The 17,556-nt window shown below is 56.3% G+C and carries 16 protein-coding genes; 9 read left to right on the top strand and 7 right to left on the bottom strand.

Features of this window, described 5'->3' with window-relative positions; translation table 11 throughout:
- Positions 1–192: 192 nt before the first annotated feature.
- The 6 genes from FEZ62_RS10620 to FEZ62_RS10645 form a co-directional block, all read right to left on the bottom strand.
- On the bottom strand, positions 193–834 hold the full coding sequence (locus tag FEZ62_RS10620; RefSeq protein WP_172927630.1) for a TetR/AcrR family transcriptional regulator: 642 nt from the start codon (positions 832–834) through the stop codon (positions 193–195).
- Positions 835–908: 74 nt separating this feature from the next.
- Positions 909–1,412 carry a TPM domain-containing protein gene (locus tag FEZ62_RS10625; protein ID WP_172927631.1) on the bottom strand — a complete coding sequence of 168 codons (504 nt, stop codon included), beginning with the start codon at positions 1,410–1,412 and terminating at the stop codon, positions 909–911.
- Positions 1,412–2,296, bottom strand: coding sequence for a TPM domain-containing protein (locus FEZ62_RS10630; RefSeq protein WP_201970342.1), 885 nt, complete (start codon positions 2,294–2,296; stop codon positions 1,412–1,414). Before FEZ62_RS10630 ends, FEZ62_RS10625 begins: the two co-directional genes overlap by 1 nt.
- A gap of 1 nt (position 2,297) precedes the next feature.
- Positions 2,298–2,906 (bottom strand): LemA family protein, encoded by a 609-nt coding sequence (locus tag FEZ62_RS10635; RefSeq protein WP_069902269.1) that lies wholly within the window; start codon positions 2,904–2,906, stop codon positions 2,298–2,300.
- 157 nt (positions 2,907–3,063) lie between these two features.
- Positions 3,064–4,122 carry an extracellular solute-binding protein gene (locus tag FEZ62_RS10640; protein WP_172927632.1) on the bottom strand — a complete coding sequence of 353 codons (1,059 nt, stop codon included), beginning with the start codon at positions 4,120–4,122 and terminating at the stop codon, positions 3,064–3,066.
- A gap of 176 nt (positions 4,123–4,298) precedes the next feature.
- Positions 4,299–5,678: a glutamine synthetase family protein gene (locus FEZ62_RS10645; RefSeq protein WP_069902271.1), complete on the bottom strand. Its 1,380-nt coding sequence runs from the start codon at positions 5,676–5,678 to the stop codon at positions 4,299–4,301.
- A 279-nt stretch (positions 5,679–5,957) separates the two neighbouring features.
- On the opposite strand from FEZ62_RS10645, the gene FEZ62_RS10650 reads away from it, so the two are divergent.
- The 8 genes from FEZ62_RS10650 (at position 5,958) to FEZ62_RS10685 (ending at position 15,134) form a co-directional block, all read left to right on the top strand.
- Entirely contained in the window at positions 5,958–6,710 is a 753-nt protein-coding gene (locus tag FEZ62_RS10650) for a gamma-glutamyl-gamma-aminobutyrate hydrolase family protein (protein ID WP_069902272.1), read from the top strand.
- 39 nt (positions 6,711–6,749) lie between these two features.
- A complete protein-coding gene (locus FEZ62_RS10655; protein WP_069902273.1) occupies positions 6,750–8,108 on the top strand; it encodes a glutamine synthetase family protein in 1,359 nt (452 codons plus the stop codon).
- A 56-nt stretch (positions 8,109–8,164) separates the two neighbouring features.
- Positions 8,165–9,538: an aspartate aminotransferase family protein gene (locus FEZ62_RS10660; protein WP_090514490.1), complete on the top strand. Its 1,374-nt coding sequence runs from the start codon at positions 8,165–8,167 to the stop codon at positions 9,536–9,538.
- A 158-nt stretch (positions 9,539–9,696) separates the two neighbouring features.
- Positions 9,697–10,791, top strand: a complete 1,095-nt coding sequence (locus tag FEZ62_RS10665; protein ID WP_069902274.1) for a polyamine ABC transporter substrate-binding protein — start codon at positions 9,697–9,699, stop codon at positions 10,789–10,791.
- Positions 10,792–11,058: 267 nt separating this feature from the next.
- Positions 11,059–12,153, top strand: a complete 1,095-nt coding sequence (locus FEZ62_RS10670) for a polyamine ABC transporter substrate-binding protein (RefSeq protein WP_172927633.1) — start codon at positions 11,059–11,061, stop codon at positions 12,151–12,153.
- A 52-nt stretch (positions 12,154–12,205) separates the two neighbouring features.
- Positions 12,206–13,348 (top strand): polyamine ABC transporter ATP-binding protein, encoded by a 1,143-nt coding sequence (gene potA, locus FEZ62_RS10675; RefSeq protein ID WP_069902275.1) that lies wholly within the window; start codon positions 12,206–12,208, stop codon positions 13,346–13,348.
- 26 nt (positions 13,349–13,374) lie between these two features.
- On the top strand, positions 13,375–14,256 hold the full coding sequence (locus FEZ62_RS10680) for an ABC transporter permease subunit (protein ID WP_170860623.1): 882 nt from the start codon (positions 13,375–13,377) through the stop codon (positions 14,254–14,256).
- Positions 14,253–15,134, top strand: coding sequence for an ABC transporter permease subunit (locus tag FEZ62_RS10685; protein ID WP_069902277.1), 882 nt, complete (start codon positions 14,253–14,255; stop codon positions 15,132–15,134). The genes FEZ62_RS10680 and FEZ62_RS10685 overlap by 4 nt, the downstream gene beginning before the upstream one ends.
- A gap of 89 nt (positions 15,135–15,223) precedes the next feature.
- Here the strand turns inward: FEZ62_RS10685 and FEZ62_RS10690 are convergent, their stop codons facing one another.
- Positions 15,224–15,667 carry a YtoQ family protein gene (locus FEZ62_RS10690; RefSeq protein WP_172927634.1) on the bottom strand — a complete coding sequence of 148 codons (444 nt, stop codon included), beginning with the start codon at positions 15,665–15,667 and terminating at the stop codon, positions 15,224–15,226.
- Positions 15,668–16,169: 502 nt separating this feature from the next.
- Here FEZ62_RS10690 and FEZ62_RS10695 point away from each other — a divergent pair.
- Positions 16,170–17,489: a PAS domain-containing methyl-accepting chemotaxis protein gene (locus FEZ62_RS10695; protein WP_172927635.1), complete on the top strand. Its 1,320-nt coding sequence runs from the start codon at positions 16,170–16,172 to the stop codon at positions 17,487–17,489.
- Positions 17,490–17,556: the final 67 nt, after the last annotated feature.

Raw genomic sequence — 17,556 nt, forward strand, 5'->3', positions numbered from 1 at the left:
TTTTGGCTTGGCGGAGGGAAAGTGCAGTCTTTATAGTCGATAAAAATCCGCTTTAGAAGCGATTATTTTCTATTGAGAGAGATAAATTGATAAATATGCCGATAAATATCGGTTTGAATTCGGTAGGCGAAACCCTTCTCGCATGGCCGAATCAGATCGGCCACAGATCGGGAACAGGCTTGGGGACGGGCTTTAGAGCGGCTCTGGGCGCTTTGGCAGCAGTGGGGGTAGGTACAGGCTCAAATATGCGTCAAACACGCGCATACCTTCTTCTGCGAGGCGTGGGCTGATGGTGCCGTGCAGTTGCACTGAGCGTGCATACACGCGGTCGCCCAACTCCATGGCGAGGGCGAAGACATCGATATCGTCCGGCAAGGGCGGCAGCATGAAGTGGCGCGCAAACAGGTTGCGCATCTGCGCGCCGAGTTCGATGTCGTGCTGGCGGTCAGCCTGAGTGATTTCACTGAGGCCATGTTGCGCCAGAATCAGTTGGCGGGCGGCAGGGTCGCGGGCATAGATGGCCAGCATGCGCTGCTCGACAATCGCCGAAAGGTCGCGCCAGTCGCGCAGTTGCGTATGTTCGACAGGTTCTTGCAGGCAGGCGCGAAAGGCCGCGTGAATATCTGCGGTGAGCGCTTCGAGCAAGGCCGGCACGCTGGCGAAGAAGTGGTACACCGAGGAAGGCGGAATGGCGGCGCGTTCGGCGACGTTGTAGATCGACAGGCTGGCAACGCCTTGTTCGGCCATCAGGTCACGGGCGACGGTAAGAATGGCAGCAATACGGGCCTGGCTGCTGGCGCGGGGTTTGCGGACAGTCGACGTGGGGCGCGGCATGATCGGCTCTGGGCAAAAAGCCCATTGGACGTTAATCCAAGGGCTAAGGCAAGTTCAGGTGAGGGCTGATCGGCTTACAGAATAATCGGCTTGTTGGGCAGCTCATTCGGGTTGGGCACATTCGGATCAGAAAGGTACTCGCCAAGTATTTCGTGAGCCTCGGCAATACCGGCGAGGCTGCCTTCGCGCCAATTGCCCAGGGCAAACTGGCTGCACATGCGCTGGCAGATTGCATCCCAGCGGGCTTGCTCGACGTAGCGTGAGACGCCGCGATCGGCGACGATTTCGATGCGATGTTCAGACAACAACAGGTAGAACAGAATGCCGCTGTTGTGTTCAGTATCCCAAACACCTTGCTGTGCAAAAATCTGTTCAGCCCGACCCCGCGAATTGACCCCGGCCAGTACCTCGGCGAAGGACAAGCGTGACTCTATGGCAAAGCGAACTTCACCAATGTGTTTTGCCTCGCCCGCGCCAATAGCATCGCCGATCTCCGTAAGCAGAGGCTTGGGGAAGCAGCGCTTGAGCTGGAACCAGCCGCTAAACACGTTACTGAATATGCGTTTGAATTCGATCATTACCAGCTTCCCGACGAACCGCCGCCTCCAAAACCACCACCGCCGCCGCTAAAGCCGCCGCCACCCCCGAAACCACCGCCGCCACCGCCGAATCCTCCGCCACCAAAGCCGCCCCCGCGTCCGCCGCCTACAGCGACGCCGCCATACGGCAAGAGCATGATGAACGCGCCAATGGCCCCGCCAATAAGCGCTGCCGTGAGGCTGCCGAGCAGAAAGCCGATAAAGATCGAGCTGATCAGTGCACCAAAGCCCATGCGCAGAATCAGCGGGAAACCGCGGGCCAAGCCGCGCAGCACAAAGGCAATGGCCAGGCCAATGAAGCCGATGTCCAGCAAGTCTGTCGGTTGTGACGATGATGAGGCCCGGCTGGGCGCAGGCAGTGGTTCGCCGTCGATCAGCTTGGTCAGTGCGCCAATGCCGTCGCGGATACCGCCATAGAAATCGCCCTGCTTGAAGCGTGACTCGATGAACTCGCGCTGGATGCGTGCAGCGGCTGCGTCGGGCACGGCGCCTTCAAGGCCATAACCGACCTCTATGCGGTCACGCCGGTCATCCTTGGCCACCAGCAGCAAAATGCCGTCGTCGGTGCCCTTTCGGCCAATCTTGTTGGCCTCGGCCACCGCCAGCGAATAGCTTTCGATGTCTTGCGGCTGGGTGCTGCTGACCAACAACACCACCAGCTGCGCACCCTCGCGCTGTTCCAATGCGACCAGTTGGCTGTCCAGCTCGTTGATCTGCTCAGCCGTGAGGGTGCCGGTCTGGTCGGTGACATGGCGTTTGAGAATGGGTACCTCTGCTGCTTGCGCGCCGTTAAACGGCAGGCAGAGCATCAGCAGGGCAGCGCACAGCAACAGGCGCGAACGCCACGCGATAGCCGTCATCATGTTATTGCTTGGCAGGTTCGGCGTTACCGAAGTCAACGGTCGGCGCGGTGGAGATTTCTTTCTCGTTCTCGACGCTGAAATTCGGCTTCACCGAATATCCCATCGCCATGGCCGTGAGGTTGTTGGGGAAGGTTCGGATCATGCTGTTGTACGCCTGCACCGATTGCACATAGCGGTTACGTGCCACAGTCACCCGGTTCTCAGTGCCTTCAAGCTGCGCCTGCAGGTTCTGGAACAGACCGTCGGCCTTGAGCTGCGGGTAGTTCTCGCTCACCACCATCAAGCGTGACAGCGCGCTGGAAAGCTCGCCCTGCGCGGCTTGAAACTGCTGAATTTTTTGCGGGTCGTCGAGGCTGTCGGTGTTGATCTGCATGCTGCCGACCTTGGCGCGGGCCTCGGTGACTTCGATGAAGACCTTTTCTTCGTGCTGGGCGTAGCCCTTCACGGTATTGACCAGATTGGGTACCAGATCAGCGCGGCGCTGATACTGGTTGATGACTTCCGACCACGCCGCTTTGACTGCTTCGTCCTGGCGTTGCATATCGTTGTAGCCGCACCCAGTGAGGCTGGCGCCAAGCAACAGCAATAACAGAAAGTGGACAGTTTTCATGGGCGCTCCATTGAGGTGGGATCGTAGTCATGAGGCTCGCGCCAGCCAAAGTTGGCGCGTTGTGAGCCTGCAGCTCGCACTCAGGGTAGCGGCATTTGCGCCAGCCTGCAGACATAACGTTAGTTGGTGTCGGGCAGGCGGCAAGTGCTGGCACCGATTATGGCGCGGCGGTGAACTGGCTCCAGACCTCGTCACGCGCGGCCTTCTGTTCCGGCGATATGGTTTTCAGGGTGTAGAAACGCCGCTTGATTTCCAGGCTTGGGTACAGGTCTGGCATGGCCTGCAGCTCAGCCGTGAGGAATTCTTTGGAGTCTGCGTTGGCGTTGGGGTAGAGGGTTTCTGTGGTGATTTCGGCGGCAACTTTTGGCTGCATCATGTAATCGATAAAACGCAGCGCCAGATCCGCGCGGCTGGCCGTTTTCGGGATCACCAGGTTGTCGATGAACAGTACCGTGCCTTCGCTCGGAACCATAAACTCTACAGGCTGCCCCGCCTGTTTGGCCGCGAGTGCATCGCCGACCCAGGCCATGGCCATGCACAGATTGCCGTTTTGCAGGTCTTCGATATAGCGCTCGCTGTCTACGTAGCGCACCAGTGGCCGCAACGTTGCCAGCGCATCGCCGGTGCGCTTGATCCGGCTTGGCGGGCTGCGTGAGAAATCCCGGCCCTGATAATTGAGCAACAGCGATAAGGTCTCGTCGGGCGCATCAAGCACGCTGATCCCGCAATTGCTCAGCCGTGCACTTTGCTCAGGGTCGAACAATACGCTCCAGCTTTCCGGCAGTGGCCCGCCGAATGCGGCCTGGGCTTGCTGGGTGCTGATGGCCAGGCCAACGGCGCCCAACAGATAGGGCACGGCATATTTGTTACGCGGATCGACGGCGGCCAGTTTGCTCAGAATTTGTTTGTCGAGATGCTTGTGGTTCGGCAACTGACGCATGTCGAGCGGGAGGATGGCGCCGGTTTTTATAAGCTCGGGAATGGTGTCGTTAGACGGCACTGCAACATCGATTGACGCGCCGCTGGCCATGATCTTGGCCAATTCGTCGGCTGTGCTGAAGGTGTGATAATCGACCGCGATACCGGTATCTGCGGTGAAGTCTTCAAGGACCTGCGGGGCGATGTAGTCGTTCCAGTTGTACACCACTATCTTGTCTTCAGCGAAGGCCAGCAAGGGACTGAAGGCAAGCAATACAGCGGCGAGCTTATGGTGCATGAGTATCTTCCTTTGATCAGGTGCTTCCTCGCCAGTTGGCGTGGCAATTAATGTCAGGTCTTGGCGCGCACAGAAACGCTCCAGGCCGCGCTTGCAAGGGCGGCAAAATAATCAGTACTGGGCAGATCCTACTGGATAAAAAGACGCCGGCTCAATGGCCGGCGTCGGGTGCAGCGTCAAACTGTGTGCAAGTACCAGTTGTACTCGAGGTCAGAAATCGAGTGTTCGAATTCAGCCAGCTCACTCTCTTTACAGGCGACAAAGATGTCGATGTATTTCGGGTCGATGTACTTGGCCATGATCTCGCTGTCATCCAACTCGCGCAGGGCATCACGCAGGTTGTTCGGCAGGCTTTGCTCCAGCTGCTCGTAAGAGTTGCCTTCGATTGGCTCGCCCGGCTCGATCTTGTTGGTCAGGCCGTGGTGAATACCGGCCAGAATCGACGCCATCATCAGGTACGGGTTGGCATCGGCACCGGCGACGCGCTGCTCGATACGCACGGAGTCCGGGCTGCCAGTTGGCACGCGCACGGCTACTGTACGGTTGTCCAGGCCCCAGCTCGGCGCGTTTGGCACGTAGAACTGAGCGCCAAAACGACGGTACGAGTTGACGTTCGGGCACAGGAACGCCATCGAAGCCGGCATGGTTTCGAGGATCCCGCCGATGGAGTGGCGCAGTGCATCGTTGGTGATCGGATCTTCCGAGGTGAAGATATTCTCGCCAGTCTTCTTGTCGAGCAAGGAGATGTGCACGTGCAGACCATTACCTGCCTGACCCGGATACGGCTTGGCCATGAAGGTCGAGTCCATTTCGTGGTCGTAGGCAATGTTCTTGATCAGACGCTTGAGCAACAAGGCGTAGTCGCAGGCCTTGAGCGCATCTTTGGTGTGGTGAAGGTTGACTTCGAATTGCGCCGGAGCACTTTCCTTGACGATGGCGTCTGCTGGCAGATCCTGCTCTTTTGCAGCTTCGAGCATGTCTTGCAGGCAGTCGACGTATTCGTCGAGGTCGTCGATCAGGTAAACCTGAGTCGAGTGTGGACGCTTGCCCGAGATCGGCGAACGCGGCGGCTGCGGACGGCCGTTAACGTTCTCCTGGTCAATCAAATAGAACTCGAGTTCGAAAGCGGCGCAGATAGTCAGGCCTAGTTCGTCGAACTTCTGGATCACCTGGCGCAACACTTCACGCGGGTCGGCAAAGAATGGCGTGCCGTCCAGCTCGTGCATGGTCATCAGCAATTGCGCGGTAGGGCGCTTTTGCCAAGGCTCGTTGCACAGTGTGTCAGGGATTGGAAAACAGATACGGTCTGCGTCACCGATATCCAGACCCAGGCCGGTGCTTTCCACCGTGGAGCCGTTGATATCGAGTGCGAAAAGGGAAGCGGGAAGATTAATACCTTTCTCGTACACCTTATGAAGACTGGCGCGTTCGATGCGCTTGCCGCGCACCACACCATTCATATCTGCAATAAGAAGGTCGACGAACTGGACCTCAGGATGTTCCTTAAGGAACGCGTTCGCTTCATTAAGCTGAACGGCACGCGGGGGTACCGACATGATGCAACACCTATTTTGTTAAAAATATCAATCATGCGAATGCACGGGTGTGAGTCAATCTTAAACCCCTTCGCCTGTCAAGCTGGGCTTATTGTGCACTCTTATGGTGCCTCGCGGCCCTTAATGGGGCGTTTTAGGCCCCTGCAGCGGTGCGCAAAGCCTTTGCCGACAGGGTGCTCAGTGGGGTGTGTTCAATTTTTTACATACCTATTGTGAAATAAAATGAACAAGGCTAAGCTCGGCTCAAACCCAAAACAGCTAAAAAATAAAGGGTGTCCCATGTCGCGCCTGCCGATAATCGGCGTAACTTCTGATACAAAGCTGATCGGTTCTCACAACTATTACGCTGCTGGTGACAAATATGTCCGCGCCGTAGTTCTGGGGGCTCAGGCTTTGCCTCTGATCATACCGTCGCTGGGTGAGCTGCTGGATCAGCCTGCCTTGCTCGACAGTATCGACGGCCTGCTATTTACCGGCTCGCCGTCCAACGTAGAACCCCATCATTATAGCGGCCCCGCCAGTGATCCCGGCACTTTGCATGATCCTGCGCGTGACAGCACCACCTTGCCTCTTCTGAAAGCCGCTATTGCCGCCGGGATTCCTGTGCTGGGCATTTGCCGCGGGTTTCAGGAAATGAATGTGGTATTTGGCGGCACACTGCATCAAAAGGTTCATGAAGTTGAAGGATTGATGGATCATCGTGAGCCGCAAGACTCACCGGTTGAACAGCAGTTCTCGCCGCGTCATGACGTCGCTGTACAGCCAGGCGGTGTGCTGGCTGCCATCGGTTTACCGACACAAATCACTGTTAACTCCATTCATGGTCAGGGCGTTGAGCGTCTGGCGCCTGGCCTTCGAGTAGAAGCATTGGCGCCCGACGGATTGATCGAATCCTTCTCCGTCGAAGGTGCTACGAGTTTTGCATTAGGGGTGCAGTGGCATCCTGAGTGGCAAGTACGATCTAATCCGAATTATCTCGCCATCTTCCAGGCCTTTGGTGAGGCTTGCAGGAAGAGGGCGGGGCAACGCTGAGACGACTATTAAAGCCGTCTCTCAAACCCTGAGGTCTCTATGAGCACCAAACTAGACCAGCTATCCAGCTGGCTGAAAGAACGCAAAATCACCGAAGTTGAGTGTCTGGTCAGCGATCTTACCGGCATCGCCCGGGGCAAGATTTCGCCGACAAACAAGTTCATTGCAGAAAAAGGCATGCGCCTCCCCGAGAGTGTGCTGCTGCAGACTGTGACCGGCGACTATGTCGAAGACGACATCTATTACGACCTGCTCGACGCGGCTGACATTGATATGGTCTGCCGTCCCGACGAGAGCGCCGTGTTCCTGGTGCCTTGGGCCATTGAGCCCACCGCACAGGTGATCCACGACACGTACGACAAGCAAGGCAATCCGATTGAATTGTCGCCGCGCAACATTCTCAAGAAAGTGCTTAAGCTCTACTCCGATAAAGGCTGGCAGCCGATCATGGCGCCAGAAATGGAGTTCTATCTGACCAAGCGCAACAGCGACCCTGACTTCCCGCTGGAAGCGCCTTTGGGCCGTTCGGGTCGCCCGGAAACCGGTCGTCAGTCGTTCTCGATTGATGCGGCGAACGAATTCGACCCGCTGTTTGAAGACATGTATGACTGGTGTGAAATCCAGGGCCTGGACCTCGACACGCTGATCCACGAAGAAGGCCCGGCGCAGATGGAAATCAACTTCCGTCATGGCGAGCCGTTGCACCTGGCGGATCAGGTGTTGGTATTCAAGCGCACCATGCGTGAAGCCGCGCTCAAGCACGATGTCACCGCAACCTTCATGGCCAAGCCGATCACCGATCAGCCGGGCAGTGCGATGCACGTGCACCAGAGCATCATTGACAAGGCCACTGGCAAGAACCTCTTCTCTAATGAAGACGGTTCAATGAGTGAGCTGTTCATGCACCACATCGGTGGCCTGCAGAAGCTGATTCCTGAGCTGCTGCCGCTGTTCGCGCCTAACGTTAACTCGTTCCGTCGTTTCCTTCCGGACACCTCGGCACCGGTAAACGTTGAGTGGGGCGAAGAGAACCGCACCGTGGGTCTGCGCGTGCCGGATGCCGACCCGCAAAACCGTCGTGTTGAAAACCGTTTGGCCGGTGCTGACGCCAACCCGTATCTGGCCTTGGCGGCGAGCCTGCTGTGTGGCTACATCGGTATGGTTGAAAAAATTGAGCCAAGCGCGCCAGTTGTTGGTCGCGGCTACGAGCGCCGTAACCTGCGCCTGCCGCTGACATTGGAAGCGGCATTGGAACGCATGGAAAACTGCAAGCTTGCAGAGCAGTATTTAGGCAGCAAGTTCATCAGTGGCTACGTGGCGGTAAAACGCGCCGAGCATGAGAACTTCAAGCGGGTAATCAGCTCCTGGGAGCGTGAATTCCTGCTGCTGTCTGTCTGAGGGGCGGGGTGCTGGCTGCGGCCGGCACCCATCCTGATTATTTTTTTGAGGTGGATATGACCAACCAAGTGAACAACCCGAAAACCGCTGAATGGCAGGCCATGAGCCGTGACCATCACCTGGCTCCGTTCAGCGACTTCAAACAGCTTGCTGAGGTCGGACCGCGGATTATTACCAAGGCCGAAGGCGTTTATCTGTGGGATAGCGAAGGCAGCAAGATTCTTGATGCCATGGCCGGCCTGTGGTGTGTCGCCATCGGTTATGGCCGCAAGGAACTGGCCGAAGCTGCTTATAAGCAGATGCAGGAGCTGCCGTACTACAACATGTTCTTTATGACAGCGACTCCGCCTGCGCTTGAGCTGGCGAAAGAGATTGCCGCTGTTGCGCCGGAAGGCATGAACCATGTGTTCTTCACCGGCTCCGGCTCGGAAGGTAACGACACTATGCTGCGCATGGTTCGTCACTACTGGGCGATCAAGGGCAAGCCGAACAAGAAAGTTATCATCAGCCGGGTCAATGGCTACCACGGTTCAACCGTTGCGGGCGCGAGCCTGGGCGGCATGACCTACATGCACGAGCAGGGCGACCTGCCAATTCCGGGCATCGTTCACATCCCGCAGCCATACTGGTTTGCCGAGGGCGGTGACATGACGCCGGACGAGTTCGGCATCTGGGCGGCCGAGCAACTGGAGAAGAAGATTCTCGAAGTCGGCGAAGAAAACGTCGGTGCATTCATTGCCGAGCCGATTCAAGGCGCGGGCGGCGTAATCATTCCGCCAGATACCTACTGGCCGAAGGTGCGTGAAATCCTCGCCAAGTACGAAATTCTGTTTGTAGCGGACGAAGTTATCTGCGGTTTCGGCCGTACCGGCGAATGGTTCGGCAGCGACTTCTTCGGCAATACGCCGGACATGATGACCATCGCCAAGGGCCTGACTTCCGGTTACATCCCGATGGGTGGCCTGATCGTCCGTGACGAGATTGTTGAAGTGCTTAATCAGGGCGGCGATTTCAACCACGGCTTCACCTATTCCGGGCACCCGGTTGCGGCTGCTGTTGGTTTGGAAAACCTGCGAATCCTGCGCGAAGAAAAAATTATTGAGCGGGTAAAAGCCGAGACGGCACCGTATTTGCAGAAACGTTTACGTGAGCTGGCTGATCATCCATTGGTGGGTGAAGTTCGCGGTGTTGGCATGCTCGGCGCCATTGAGTTGGTGAAGAACAAGGCAACCCGTGAGCGTTATTCAAGCGATCAGGGTGTGGGCATGATTTGCCGTACCCATTGCTTTGCCAATGGTCTGATTATGCGAGCTGTAGGCGACACGATGATTATTTCGCCACCGTTGGTTATCAGCAACGCCGAGATCGACGAACTGGTTAGCAAGGCCCGTCAGTGCTTGGATCTGACGTTGGCTGAGATAGCAGGTTAAGTACGCGGGGTTACAACACTCAATGTGCATCTGAGTGTTGTAAAAAGCCCCTCGAACTTGCAAGACTGCGCCAGTGCGTTGGCCAGGCTCACCAGGGGTGGTGCAGACAGGCTGCGCCGCCTTCTGGAATAACTTATAAAACAACAGGAGCTGTACGCATGACATTATTCGGCAAAACTCTTCTCGCACTTTCGCTGGCTGGGGCTGTAGCGGGTGCAGCGCAGGCTGAAGATAAAGTGCTGCACGTCTACAACTGGTCTGACTACATCGCTGAAGACACCCTGGACAACTTCCAGAAAGAGTCCGGCATCAAAGTTGTGTACGACGTTTTCGACAGTAACGAGACGCTGGAAGCCAAGCTGCTTTCGGGTAACTCCGGCTACGACGTCGTTGTACCTTCGAACCAGTTCTTGGCTAAACAGATCAAGGCGGGCGTATTCCAGAAGCTGGATAAATCCAAGCTGCCAAACTGGAAAAACCTCAACCCAGACCTGCTCAAGGCGCTGGAAGCCGCTGATCCGGGCAACCAGTACGCGTTCCCTTACCTGTGGGGCACTACCGGTATCGGCTATAACCCTGAGAAGGTCAAAGCCGCTCTGGGCACCGACAAAATCGACTCGTGGGAAGTGCTGTTCAATCCAGAAAGCATGGAGAAGCTGAAGTCTTGCGGCGTGTCGATGCTCGACGCTCCGGAAGAAGTTTACGCTGCAACGCTGCACTATCTGGGTCTGAACCCGATCGCGCAAAGCGTTGAAGACGTGAAGAAGGCCGAAGAGCTGCTGCTGAAAATTCGTCCGAACATCACCTACTTCCACTCGTCCAAGTACATCTCCGACCTGGCTAACGGCAACATCTGCGTGGCGTTGGGTTGGTCTGGCGACGTTTTCCAGGCTGAAGCGCGCGCTGAAGAAGCCAAGAACGGTGTGCCAGTTTCCTACACCATTCCTAAAGAAGGTGCGGCTGCGTTCTTCGACATGATGGCCATTCCGGCTGATGCCAAGAATCCAGAGGAGGCTTACACCTTCCTGAACTACATCATGAAGCCTGAAGTGATCGCGCCGATCTCTGACTACGTGGCATACCCGAACGGCAACAGCGCTGCTACGCCGCTGGTATCCGAAGAAATCCGTAACAACCCTGGCATCTACCCGACTGAAGAGGCTTCCAAGAAGCTGTACACCTTCTCCGAGTTGAGCCCGAAAGTTCAGCGTGCAATGACTCGCAGCTGGACCAAGGTCAAGTCAGGTCGTTAACAGGCAATGCAGTTACTGGGCGGCGCCTGTGCGGCGCCCAGTGGTTGTCGGTTATCGAGTGCTGAGCCAGCCGTTGAGGTTTGCAATACACGCAAGCCAACGGTCCGATAAAGTAACTGTGATGGGCTAAGTCGCAGTTCTGGAGCATCCACAAAGGGTGGCGTTCGATTACCAATGATCGGCCAACAGGCCGCTGTTATGGACACAATAAATCCAAGACGAATCAAGTGCTGCCGAGCCAACCGGTACGTACAAAAGGACTTAAATATGCAGATTCCCTTCAGCAAGACGTTTACCGTAACTGCGCTGACACTCGGCCTGATCGCCGGAGCTCAAGCCGAGTCTTCTGTGCATATCTACAACTGGAGCGACTACATCGGCGAGACCACGCTGGCCGACTTCGAAAAAGCCACGGGCATCAAGCCTGGCTATGACGTTTTCGACTCCAACGAAACCCTTGAAGGCAAGCTTCTGTCGGGCAACACCGGCTACGACATTGTGGTGCCGTCGAACAACTTCCTCGGCAAGCAAATCAAGGCTGGCGCGTTCCAGAAGCTTGATCGCAGCCAGCTGAGCAACTGGGACAATCTTGACCCGCGTCTGCTCAAACAGCTGAACACCAACGACCCGGGCAACCAGTACGCAGTGCCTTATCTGTGGGGCACCAACGGTATTGGCTACAACGTGGCCAAGGTCAAGGAAGTGCTGGGCGTGGACCATATCGATTCATGGGCGGTGCTGTTCGAGCCCGAGAACATGAAGAAGCTCAGCACCTGCGGCGTCTCGTTCCTCGACTCGCCGGATGAAATGATCCCGGCCGTGCTCAACTACATGGGCCTCGACCCGAACAGCAAGAATCCGGACGACTACAAGAAAGCCGAAGCCAAGCTGTTGGAAGTGCGCCCGTACGTAACCTACTTCCACTCGTCCAAGTTCATCAGTGACCTGGCCAATGGCAACATCTGTGTGGCGGCCGGTTTCTCCGGTGACGTGATTCAGGCGGCTGACCGCGCTGATGAGGCTGGCAAGGGCATCGAAATCGCCTACGCCATTCCGAAAGAAGGCGCCAACCTGTGGTTCGACATGATGGCGATTCCGGCAGACGCCAAGAACGTCAAGGAAGCCCACGCATTTATCAACTACTTGCTCCAGCCGGAAGTAATTGCGCAGGTAAGTAACTATGTTGGCTACGCCAACCCGAATTTGAAATCCCGGGAGTTCATGGATAAAGAAGTCAGTGAGAATCCAGCGGTTTATCCACCGCAAGCAGTCCTGGACAGACTGTTTATTCAGGCTGAGATGCCGCGCAAGATTCAGCGCGTAATGACACGCAGCTGGACCAAGATCAAGTCGGGCAAATAATTATTAAGCGCCCCTCCTCAAAGGTGAGGGCGCGTTTTCCGGGAGTTTCGTAATGGCAGTGGCTTCAAGCACCTATAAAAAGGTACTCGAGGGAGATCAGCAACCGAAAGAAGTGCTGGTCAAGATTGATCGAGTAACCAAGAAATTTGACGAGACCATCGCTGTCGATGATGTCTCCCTGACCATCAACAAGGGCGAAATCTTCGCCCTGTTGGGTGGCTCCGGCTCGGGTAAGTCAACGCTGCTGCGTATGCTGGCTGGTTTCGAACGGCCGACTGAGGGTCGCATTTACCTCGACGGCGAAGACATCACTGATCTGCCGCCCTACGAGCGCCCGATCAACATGATGTTCCAGTCCTACGCCTTGTTCCCGCACATGACTGTGGCGGAAAACATTGCCTTCGGTCTGCGTCAGGACAAAATGCCCAAGGCCGACATTGAGGCGCGCGTCGCCGAGATGCTCAAGCTGGTACAGATGTCGCAGTACGCCAAGCGTAAGCCGCATCAGCTTTCGGGTGGTCAGCGTCAGCGTGTGGCTCTGGCACGCTCGCTGGCTAAAAGCCCGAAGCTGCTGTTGCTCGACGAGCCTATGGGCGCACTGGACAAAAAACTGCGTTCGCAGATGCAACTTGAACTGGTCGAAATCATCGAGCGCGTCGGCGTAACCTGCGTGATGGTGACCCACGATCAGGAAGAGGCCATGACCATGGCCCAGCGGATTGCGATCATGCACTTGGGCTGGATTGCCCAGATTGGCAGCCCGATTGATATTTATGAAACGCCAACCAGTCGCCTGGTTTGTGAATTCATCGGTAACGTCAACCTGTTTGACGGCGTGGTGGTTGATGACTCCGAAGCCTACGCGTTGATCGACAGCCCGGACCTCGAGCGCAATATTTACGTGGGCCACGGTGTGAGCACCTCGGTGCAAGACAAGACCATCACCTATGCGATTCGTCCCGAGAAGCTGTTGGTTACCACCGAGCAGCCGGCCTTCGAATACAACTGGTCGCGTGGCGTCGTTCACGATATCGCCTATCTGGGCGGTCACTCGGTGTTCTACGTTCAGTTGCCAAGCGGCAAGATTGTTCAGTCCTTCGTTGCTAACGCTGAGCGACGCGGCGCACGACCTACCTGGGACGACCAGGTCTTCGTCTGGTGGGAGGACGATAGCGGGGTGGCGTTGCGCTCATGAACATTTCCCGAAGCATTAGCCGGCGAATGCCCAAAGGCCGGCATTTTGTAATAGGTGTGCCATTCCTGTGGCTCTTCCTGTTCTTCCTGCTGCCTTTCATCATTGTGATGAAAATCAGCTTTGCCGAAGCCGACGTTGCGATTCCGCCGTATACCGAGATTTACACCTGGGCTGAAGGCCAGTTGTCGATCATTCTCAACCTGGGTAACTACATCTTCCTGACCGAAGATGAGCTGTATCTGGCTGCTTATCTCGGCTCCCTGAAGATGGCGTTCTTCAGCACCCTGATCTGCCTGTTGATTGGTTATCCGATGGCCTACGCCATTGCGCGCGCCAAGCCTGAGATGCAGACAGTGTTCCTGCTGCTGATCATGATGCCGACCTGGACAGCGATTCTGATCCGCGTTTACGCCTGGATGGGGATTCTCAGCAACAACGGTCTGCTCAACAGTGCATTGATGAGCGTGGGCTTGATCAGCGAACCGCTGCAGATCCTCAATACCAACTTCGCGGTCTACATCGGTATTGTTTATTCGTATCTGCCGTTCATGGTGCTGCCGCTCTATGCCAACCTGGTCAAGCATGATCAGAGCTTGCTTGAAGCTGCGGCCGATCTGGGTTCCAGCACGTTCAACAGCTTCTGGAAGATCACCGTGCCGCTGTCGAAGAACGGCATCATTGCCGGCTGCATGCTGGTATTCATTCCGGCAGTGGGTGAGTTCGTTATTCCTGAGCTGCTTGGCGGTCCGGAAACCCTGATGATCGGTAAGATCCTCTGGCAAGAGTTCTTCAACAACCGTGACTGGCCGGTAGCTTCCGCATTGGCAGTAGTGATGCTGGCATTGCTGATCGTGCCGATCATTCTGTTCAACCGTAACCAGGCCAAAGAGATGGAGGGCCGCGCATGAAGCGTTTCAGTTTCTCCAACATGATGCTCTGGGTCGGTTTCCTGTTCATCTATCTGCCCATGCTGATTCTGGTCATCTACTCGTTCAACGGCTCGCGCCTGGTAACGGTATGGGGTGGCTGGTCGGTCAAGTGGTATGTCGGCCTGCTCGATAACCGTCAGCTGATCGGCGCGGTCCTGCGCTCGCTGGAGATCGCCTTTTACACGGCGATCTCGGCAGTGATTCTCGGCACGCTGGCAGCCTTCGTGCTGACCCGTGTGACGCGCTTCAAGGGCCGCACCATGTTCGGCGGTCTGGTCACTGCACCGCTGGTTATGCCTGAGGTGATCACCGGTCTGTCGCTGCTGCTGCTTTTCGTGGCCATGGCGCAGATTCTCGGCTGGCCGCAGGAGCGCGGTATCGTGACCATCTGGATCGCGCACACTACGTTCTGTACAGCTTATGTGGCGGTGGTCGTGTCTTCACGCTTGCGTGAGCTGGACATGTCGATCGAAGAAGCGGCGATGGACCTTGGCGCCAAGCCATTGAAGGTGTTCTTTTTGATCACCATCCCCATGATCGCGCCTTCCTTGGCAGCCGGTGCCATGATGTCCTTTGCACTGTCGTTGGACGACCTGGTACTGGCCAGCTTCGTTTCCGGGCCGGGCTCAACAACCCTGCCGATGGAAGTGTTCTCGGCGGTACGTCTGGGGGTTAAGCCGGAAATCAACGCGATTGCCAGTTTGATTCTGCTGGCGGTATCGGCGGCGACATTCCTGGTTTGGATCATCTCCCGTCGCGCTGAAGAAAAACGCCGCAAGGCCGTTCAGCAAGCGATTGAAGAAGGTGCTGCAGCCACTTGGCAGCAGGACAAACCTGAAGCGAAAGCCGCTGGTTAAGGGTGTTCACACAAAAAAACGGGCCGTTTTCACGGCCCGTTTTTTTTGCCTGCCATTCAGTTGGCAAGCAGCATTTCAGCCCGCAGTAATCAGGCGCTGCGGGTGATGTATTGCAACAGCTCGACAACTTGACCGGGCGTTTGCGCCCAGGCCATTGCAGCGCCATCCACTTCCTTCAGCGGGTGAATGATGTCTTCGCCATGCAGGGTAATGTACGGCTTGCCGAGCGCTGCGCAGTAGCCTGCATCAAATGCGGCGTTCCACTGCTTGTACTTGTCACCGAAGCGAATGATTGCCACATCGCATTGTTCGATCAGGGTCTTGCAGCGAATCGCGTTGACCTTGGCCGACTTGTGGTCGCGCCAGAACGGATTGCTTTCTGCGCCCAGCACATCACCCGCCGCATCGCTGCTGTCGTGGTCGGTCACTGCCGAACTGAAGGTAATGTCGAGCCCCAGTTCGCGTGCGCCCTGCATGATCTGCTGGCGCCAGTCGGTGTGGATCTCGCCGGATAAAAATACGTTCAAGCTCATGATTGTCTGTTCCCTTCAGGGTCATCGTGTATTCGATGAAAACCGAACGGTTCGGGTAGGCGAGGCGTTTGGTTTTCGGACGGGCAGTCACGCTAACGGCTGGGGCGCGGGGTGTCCAGTTTTGTGCCTGATTAAAATTGACGCCGAAAAAATGGCTTCTAATATAAGTACGGTCGTACCAAAATGCGCATTGGTTCACATGATGGCTATTTGATGGCTTGTACGCTGCATTTACCGACGAGATACATAAAGAAATACATTTTTCGGTCGAAATCGTTAGTCATAGCGCCTTTGTTTGCCAGTCGCCGGCAGGCAGATCAAGTTCTGTCATCTGTCTGCGCCGATGGGCAAAAAAGCCGGCGCGATAGCGTGTTCAGTTATTAATTGATTTACCCGGTAAGAACAGGTGTCAGTCCCCGTGTTGCAGGAGTGCAGCGCCGGAGCTGGCCTATAAAACCGCCTGGTCATGCATTTATTTGCTTTCAGCTATGAGGATGATTGGATGTTCAACTCAGCACGCAAGCACTACCAAAACGAATGCGAGCGCTACAACGCGACGGTTTGTGAACTCAACGCTAAGTTGGCCGCGATCAGCACCTCAATGGCAATGATCGAATTCAGCCCAGATGGCATTGTGTTGAGTGCCAACGACAATTTTTGCGCAGTGATGGGCTACGGCGCCGATGAGGTGTGCGGCAAGCACCACCGGGTATTCTGCGAAGAGTCGCAGTATCGCAGCTCTGAATATGCTCAATTCTGGCGTGATTTAGCGTCGGGCAAGCCGCTCAGTGGTACCTTCATGCGGCTGGACAAGAGTGGTCGGGAAATCTGGCTCGAAGCCAGCTATATGCCGGTTAAAAACGCCCAGAGTCAGGTCACCAGTGTGATCAAAGTGGCTACCAACATCACCGAGCGGGTTAACCGTGAGCGTGAAGGCGAAGGTATGCTGAAAACTATTGGCCGGTCGATGGCGGTCATCGAGTTCAGTCCGGATGGCCGGGTTATTAAGGCCAATGAGAACTTCTACAGCACCCTGCATTACAAGCCGGCCGAGGTGATTGGCCAGCATCACAGCATGTTCTGCTCGCGCGAAGAGCGCGAATCCCCTGGCTACAAAGCGTTCTGGGCGGCATTGAATCGCGGGGAATACTTCAGCGGGCGCTTCTCGCGCGTCGACAGCCATGGCCGTCAGGTATTTTTGGAGGCTTCGTATAACCCGATTTTTGATGCTAAGGGGCGGTTATACAAGGTCGTCAAATTCGCCAGTGACATCACCGAGCAAATGACCTCTCAGCAAGCGGCCGCAGACACCGCCCATGCCACGTCGGTACAGACCGATGCATGCGCCAAGAAGGGCTCGGCTGTGGTGCGCCAGACAGTTGAGGTGATCGAAGAGATTTCCAGCAATCTCAATCAGGCCGCGCGCAGTATCGATGCGGTGAACAAACAGTCCGAAGTGATCGGCAGCATCGTGCAGACTATTCGCGGGATTGCCGACCAGACCAACCTGCTGGCCCTTAACGCGGCGATCGAAGCGGCGCGGGCCGGCGAGCATGGGCGCGGTTTTGCGGTCGTTGCAGACGAGGTGCGCAGTCTTGCTGCGCGCACCAGTCAGGCGACGCTGGAAATCGTAGAAGTGGTGCGCCAGAACAATGAACTCTCACGTTCAGCGGTAGAGAGCATGCAGTCCAGTCTGAGTCGCACCAGCGTAGGTGTTGAGCTGGCGAACGAGGCGGGCGAAGTGATTCTGGAAATCCAGCAAGGCTCGCAGCATGTTGTGGATGCCATCAGCCAGTTCAGCTCAAGCCTGCGCCTGCAATAAATCCAGAGCCTGAAGGCCAGCCCTTACCGGGCTTGGCCTTCAAGGCTTAGCGGGCATCGGCTGCGGA

Source organism: Pseudomonas sp. MS19, assembly GCF_013277615.1.
Taxonomy (GTDB): domain Bacteria; phylum Pseudomonadota; class Gammaproteobacteria; order Pseudomonadales; family Pseudomonadaceae; genus Aquipseudomonas; species Aquipseudomonas marincola.

Excerpts from the sequence above, each read along its gene's own strand:
- FEZ62_RS10620 (WP_172927630.1), bottom strand. The coding sequence starts at position 834 with ATGCCGCGCCCCACGTCGACTGTCCGCAAACCCCGCGCCAGCAGCCAG.
- FEZ62_RS10625 (WP_172927631.1), bottom strand. The coding sequence starts at position 1,412 with ATGATCGAATTCAAACGCATATTCAGTAACGTGTTTAGCGGCTGGTTC.
- FEZ62_RS10630 (WP_201970342.1), bottom strand. The coding sequence starts at position 2,296 with ATGATGACGGCTATCGCGTGGCGTTCGCGCCTGTTGCTGTGCGCTGCC.
- FEZ62_RS10635 (WP_069902269.1), bottom strand. The coding sequence starts at position 2,906 with ATGAAAACTGTCCACTTTCTGTTATTGCTGTTGCTTGGCGCCAGCCTC.
- FEZ62_RS10640 (WP_172927632.1), bottom strand. The coding sequence starts at position 4,122 with ATGCACCATAAGCTCGCCGCTGTATTGCTTGCCTTCAGTCCCTTGCTG.
- FEZ62_RS10645 (WP_069902271.1), bottom strand. The coding sequence starts at position 5,678 with ATGTCGGTACCCCCGCGTGCCGTTCAGCTTAATGAAGCGAACGCGTTC.
- FEZ62_RS10650 (WP_069902272.1), top strand. The coding sequence starts at position 5,958 with ATGTCGCGCCTGCCGATAATCGGCGTAACTTCTGATACAAAGCTGATC.
- FEZ62_RS10655 (WP_069902273.1), top strand. The coding sequence starts at position 6,750 with ATGAGCACCAAACTAGACCAGCTATCCAGCTGGCTGAAAGAACGCAAA.
- FEZ62_RS10660 (WP_090514490.1), top strand. The coding sequence starts at position 8,165 with ATGACCAACCAAGTGAACAACCCGAAAACCGCTGAATGGCAGGCCATG.
- FEZ62_RS10665 (WP_069902274.1), top strand. The coding sequence starts at position 9,697 with ATGACATTATTCGGCAAAACTCTTCTCGCACTTTCGCTGGCTGGGGCT.
- FEZ62_RS10670 (WP_172927633.1), top strand. The coding sequence starts at position 11,059 with ATGCAGATTCCCTTCAGCAAGACGTTTACCGTAACTGCGCTGACACTC.
- potA (WP_069902275.1), top strand. The coding sequence starts at position 12,206 with ATGGCAGTGGCTTCAAGCACCTATAAAAAGGTACTCGAGGGAGATCAG.
- FEZ62_RS10680 (WP_170860623.1), top strand. The coding sequence starts at position 13,375 with ATGCCCAAAGGCCGGCATTTTGTAATAGGTGTGCCATTCCTGTGGCTC.
- FEZ62_RS10685 (WP_069902277.1), top strand. The coding sequence starts at position 14,253 with ATGAAGCGTTTCAGTTTCTCCAACATGATGCTCTGGGTCGGTTTCCTG.
- FEZ62_RS10690 (WP_172927634.1), bottom strand. The coding sequence starts at position 15,667 with ATGAGCTTGAACGTATTTTTATCCGGCGAGATCCACACCGACTGGCGC.
- FEZ62_RS10695 (WP_172927635.1), top strand. The coding sequence starts at position 16,170 with ATGTTCAACTCAGCACGCAAGCACTACCAAAACGAATGCGAGCGCTAC.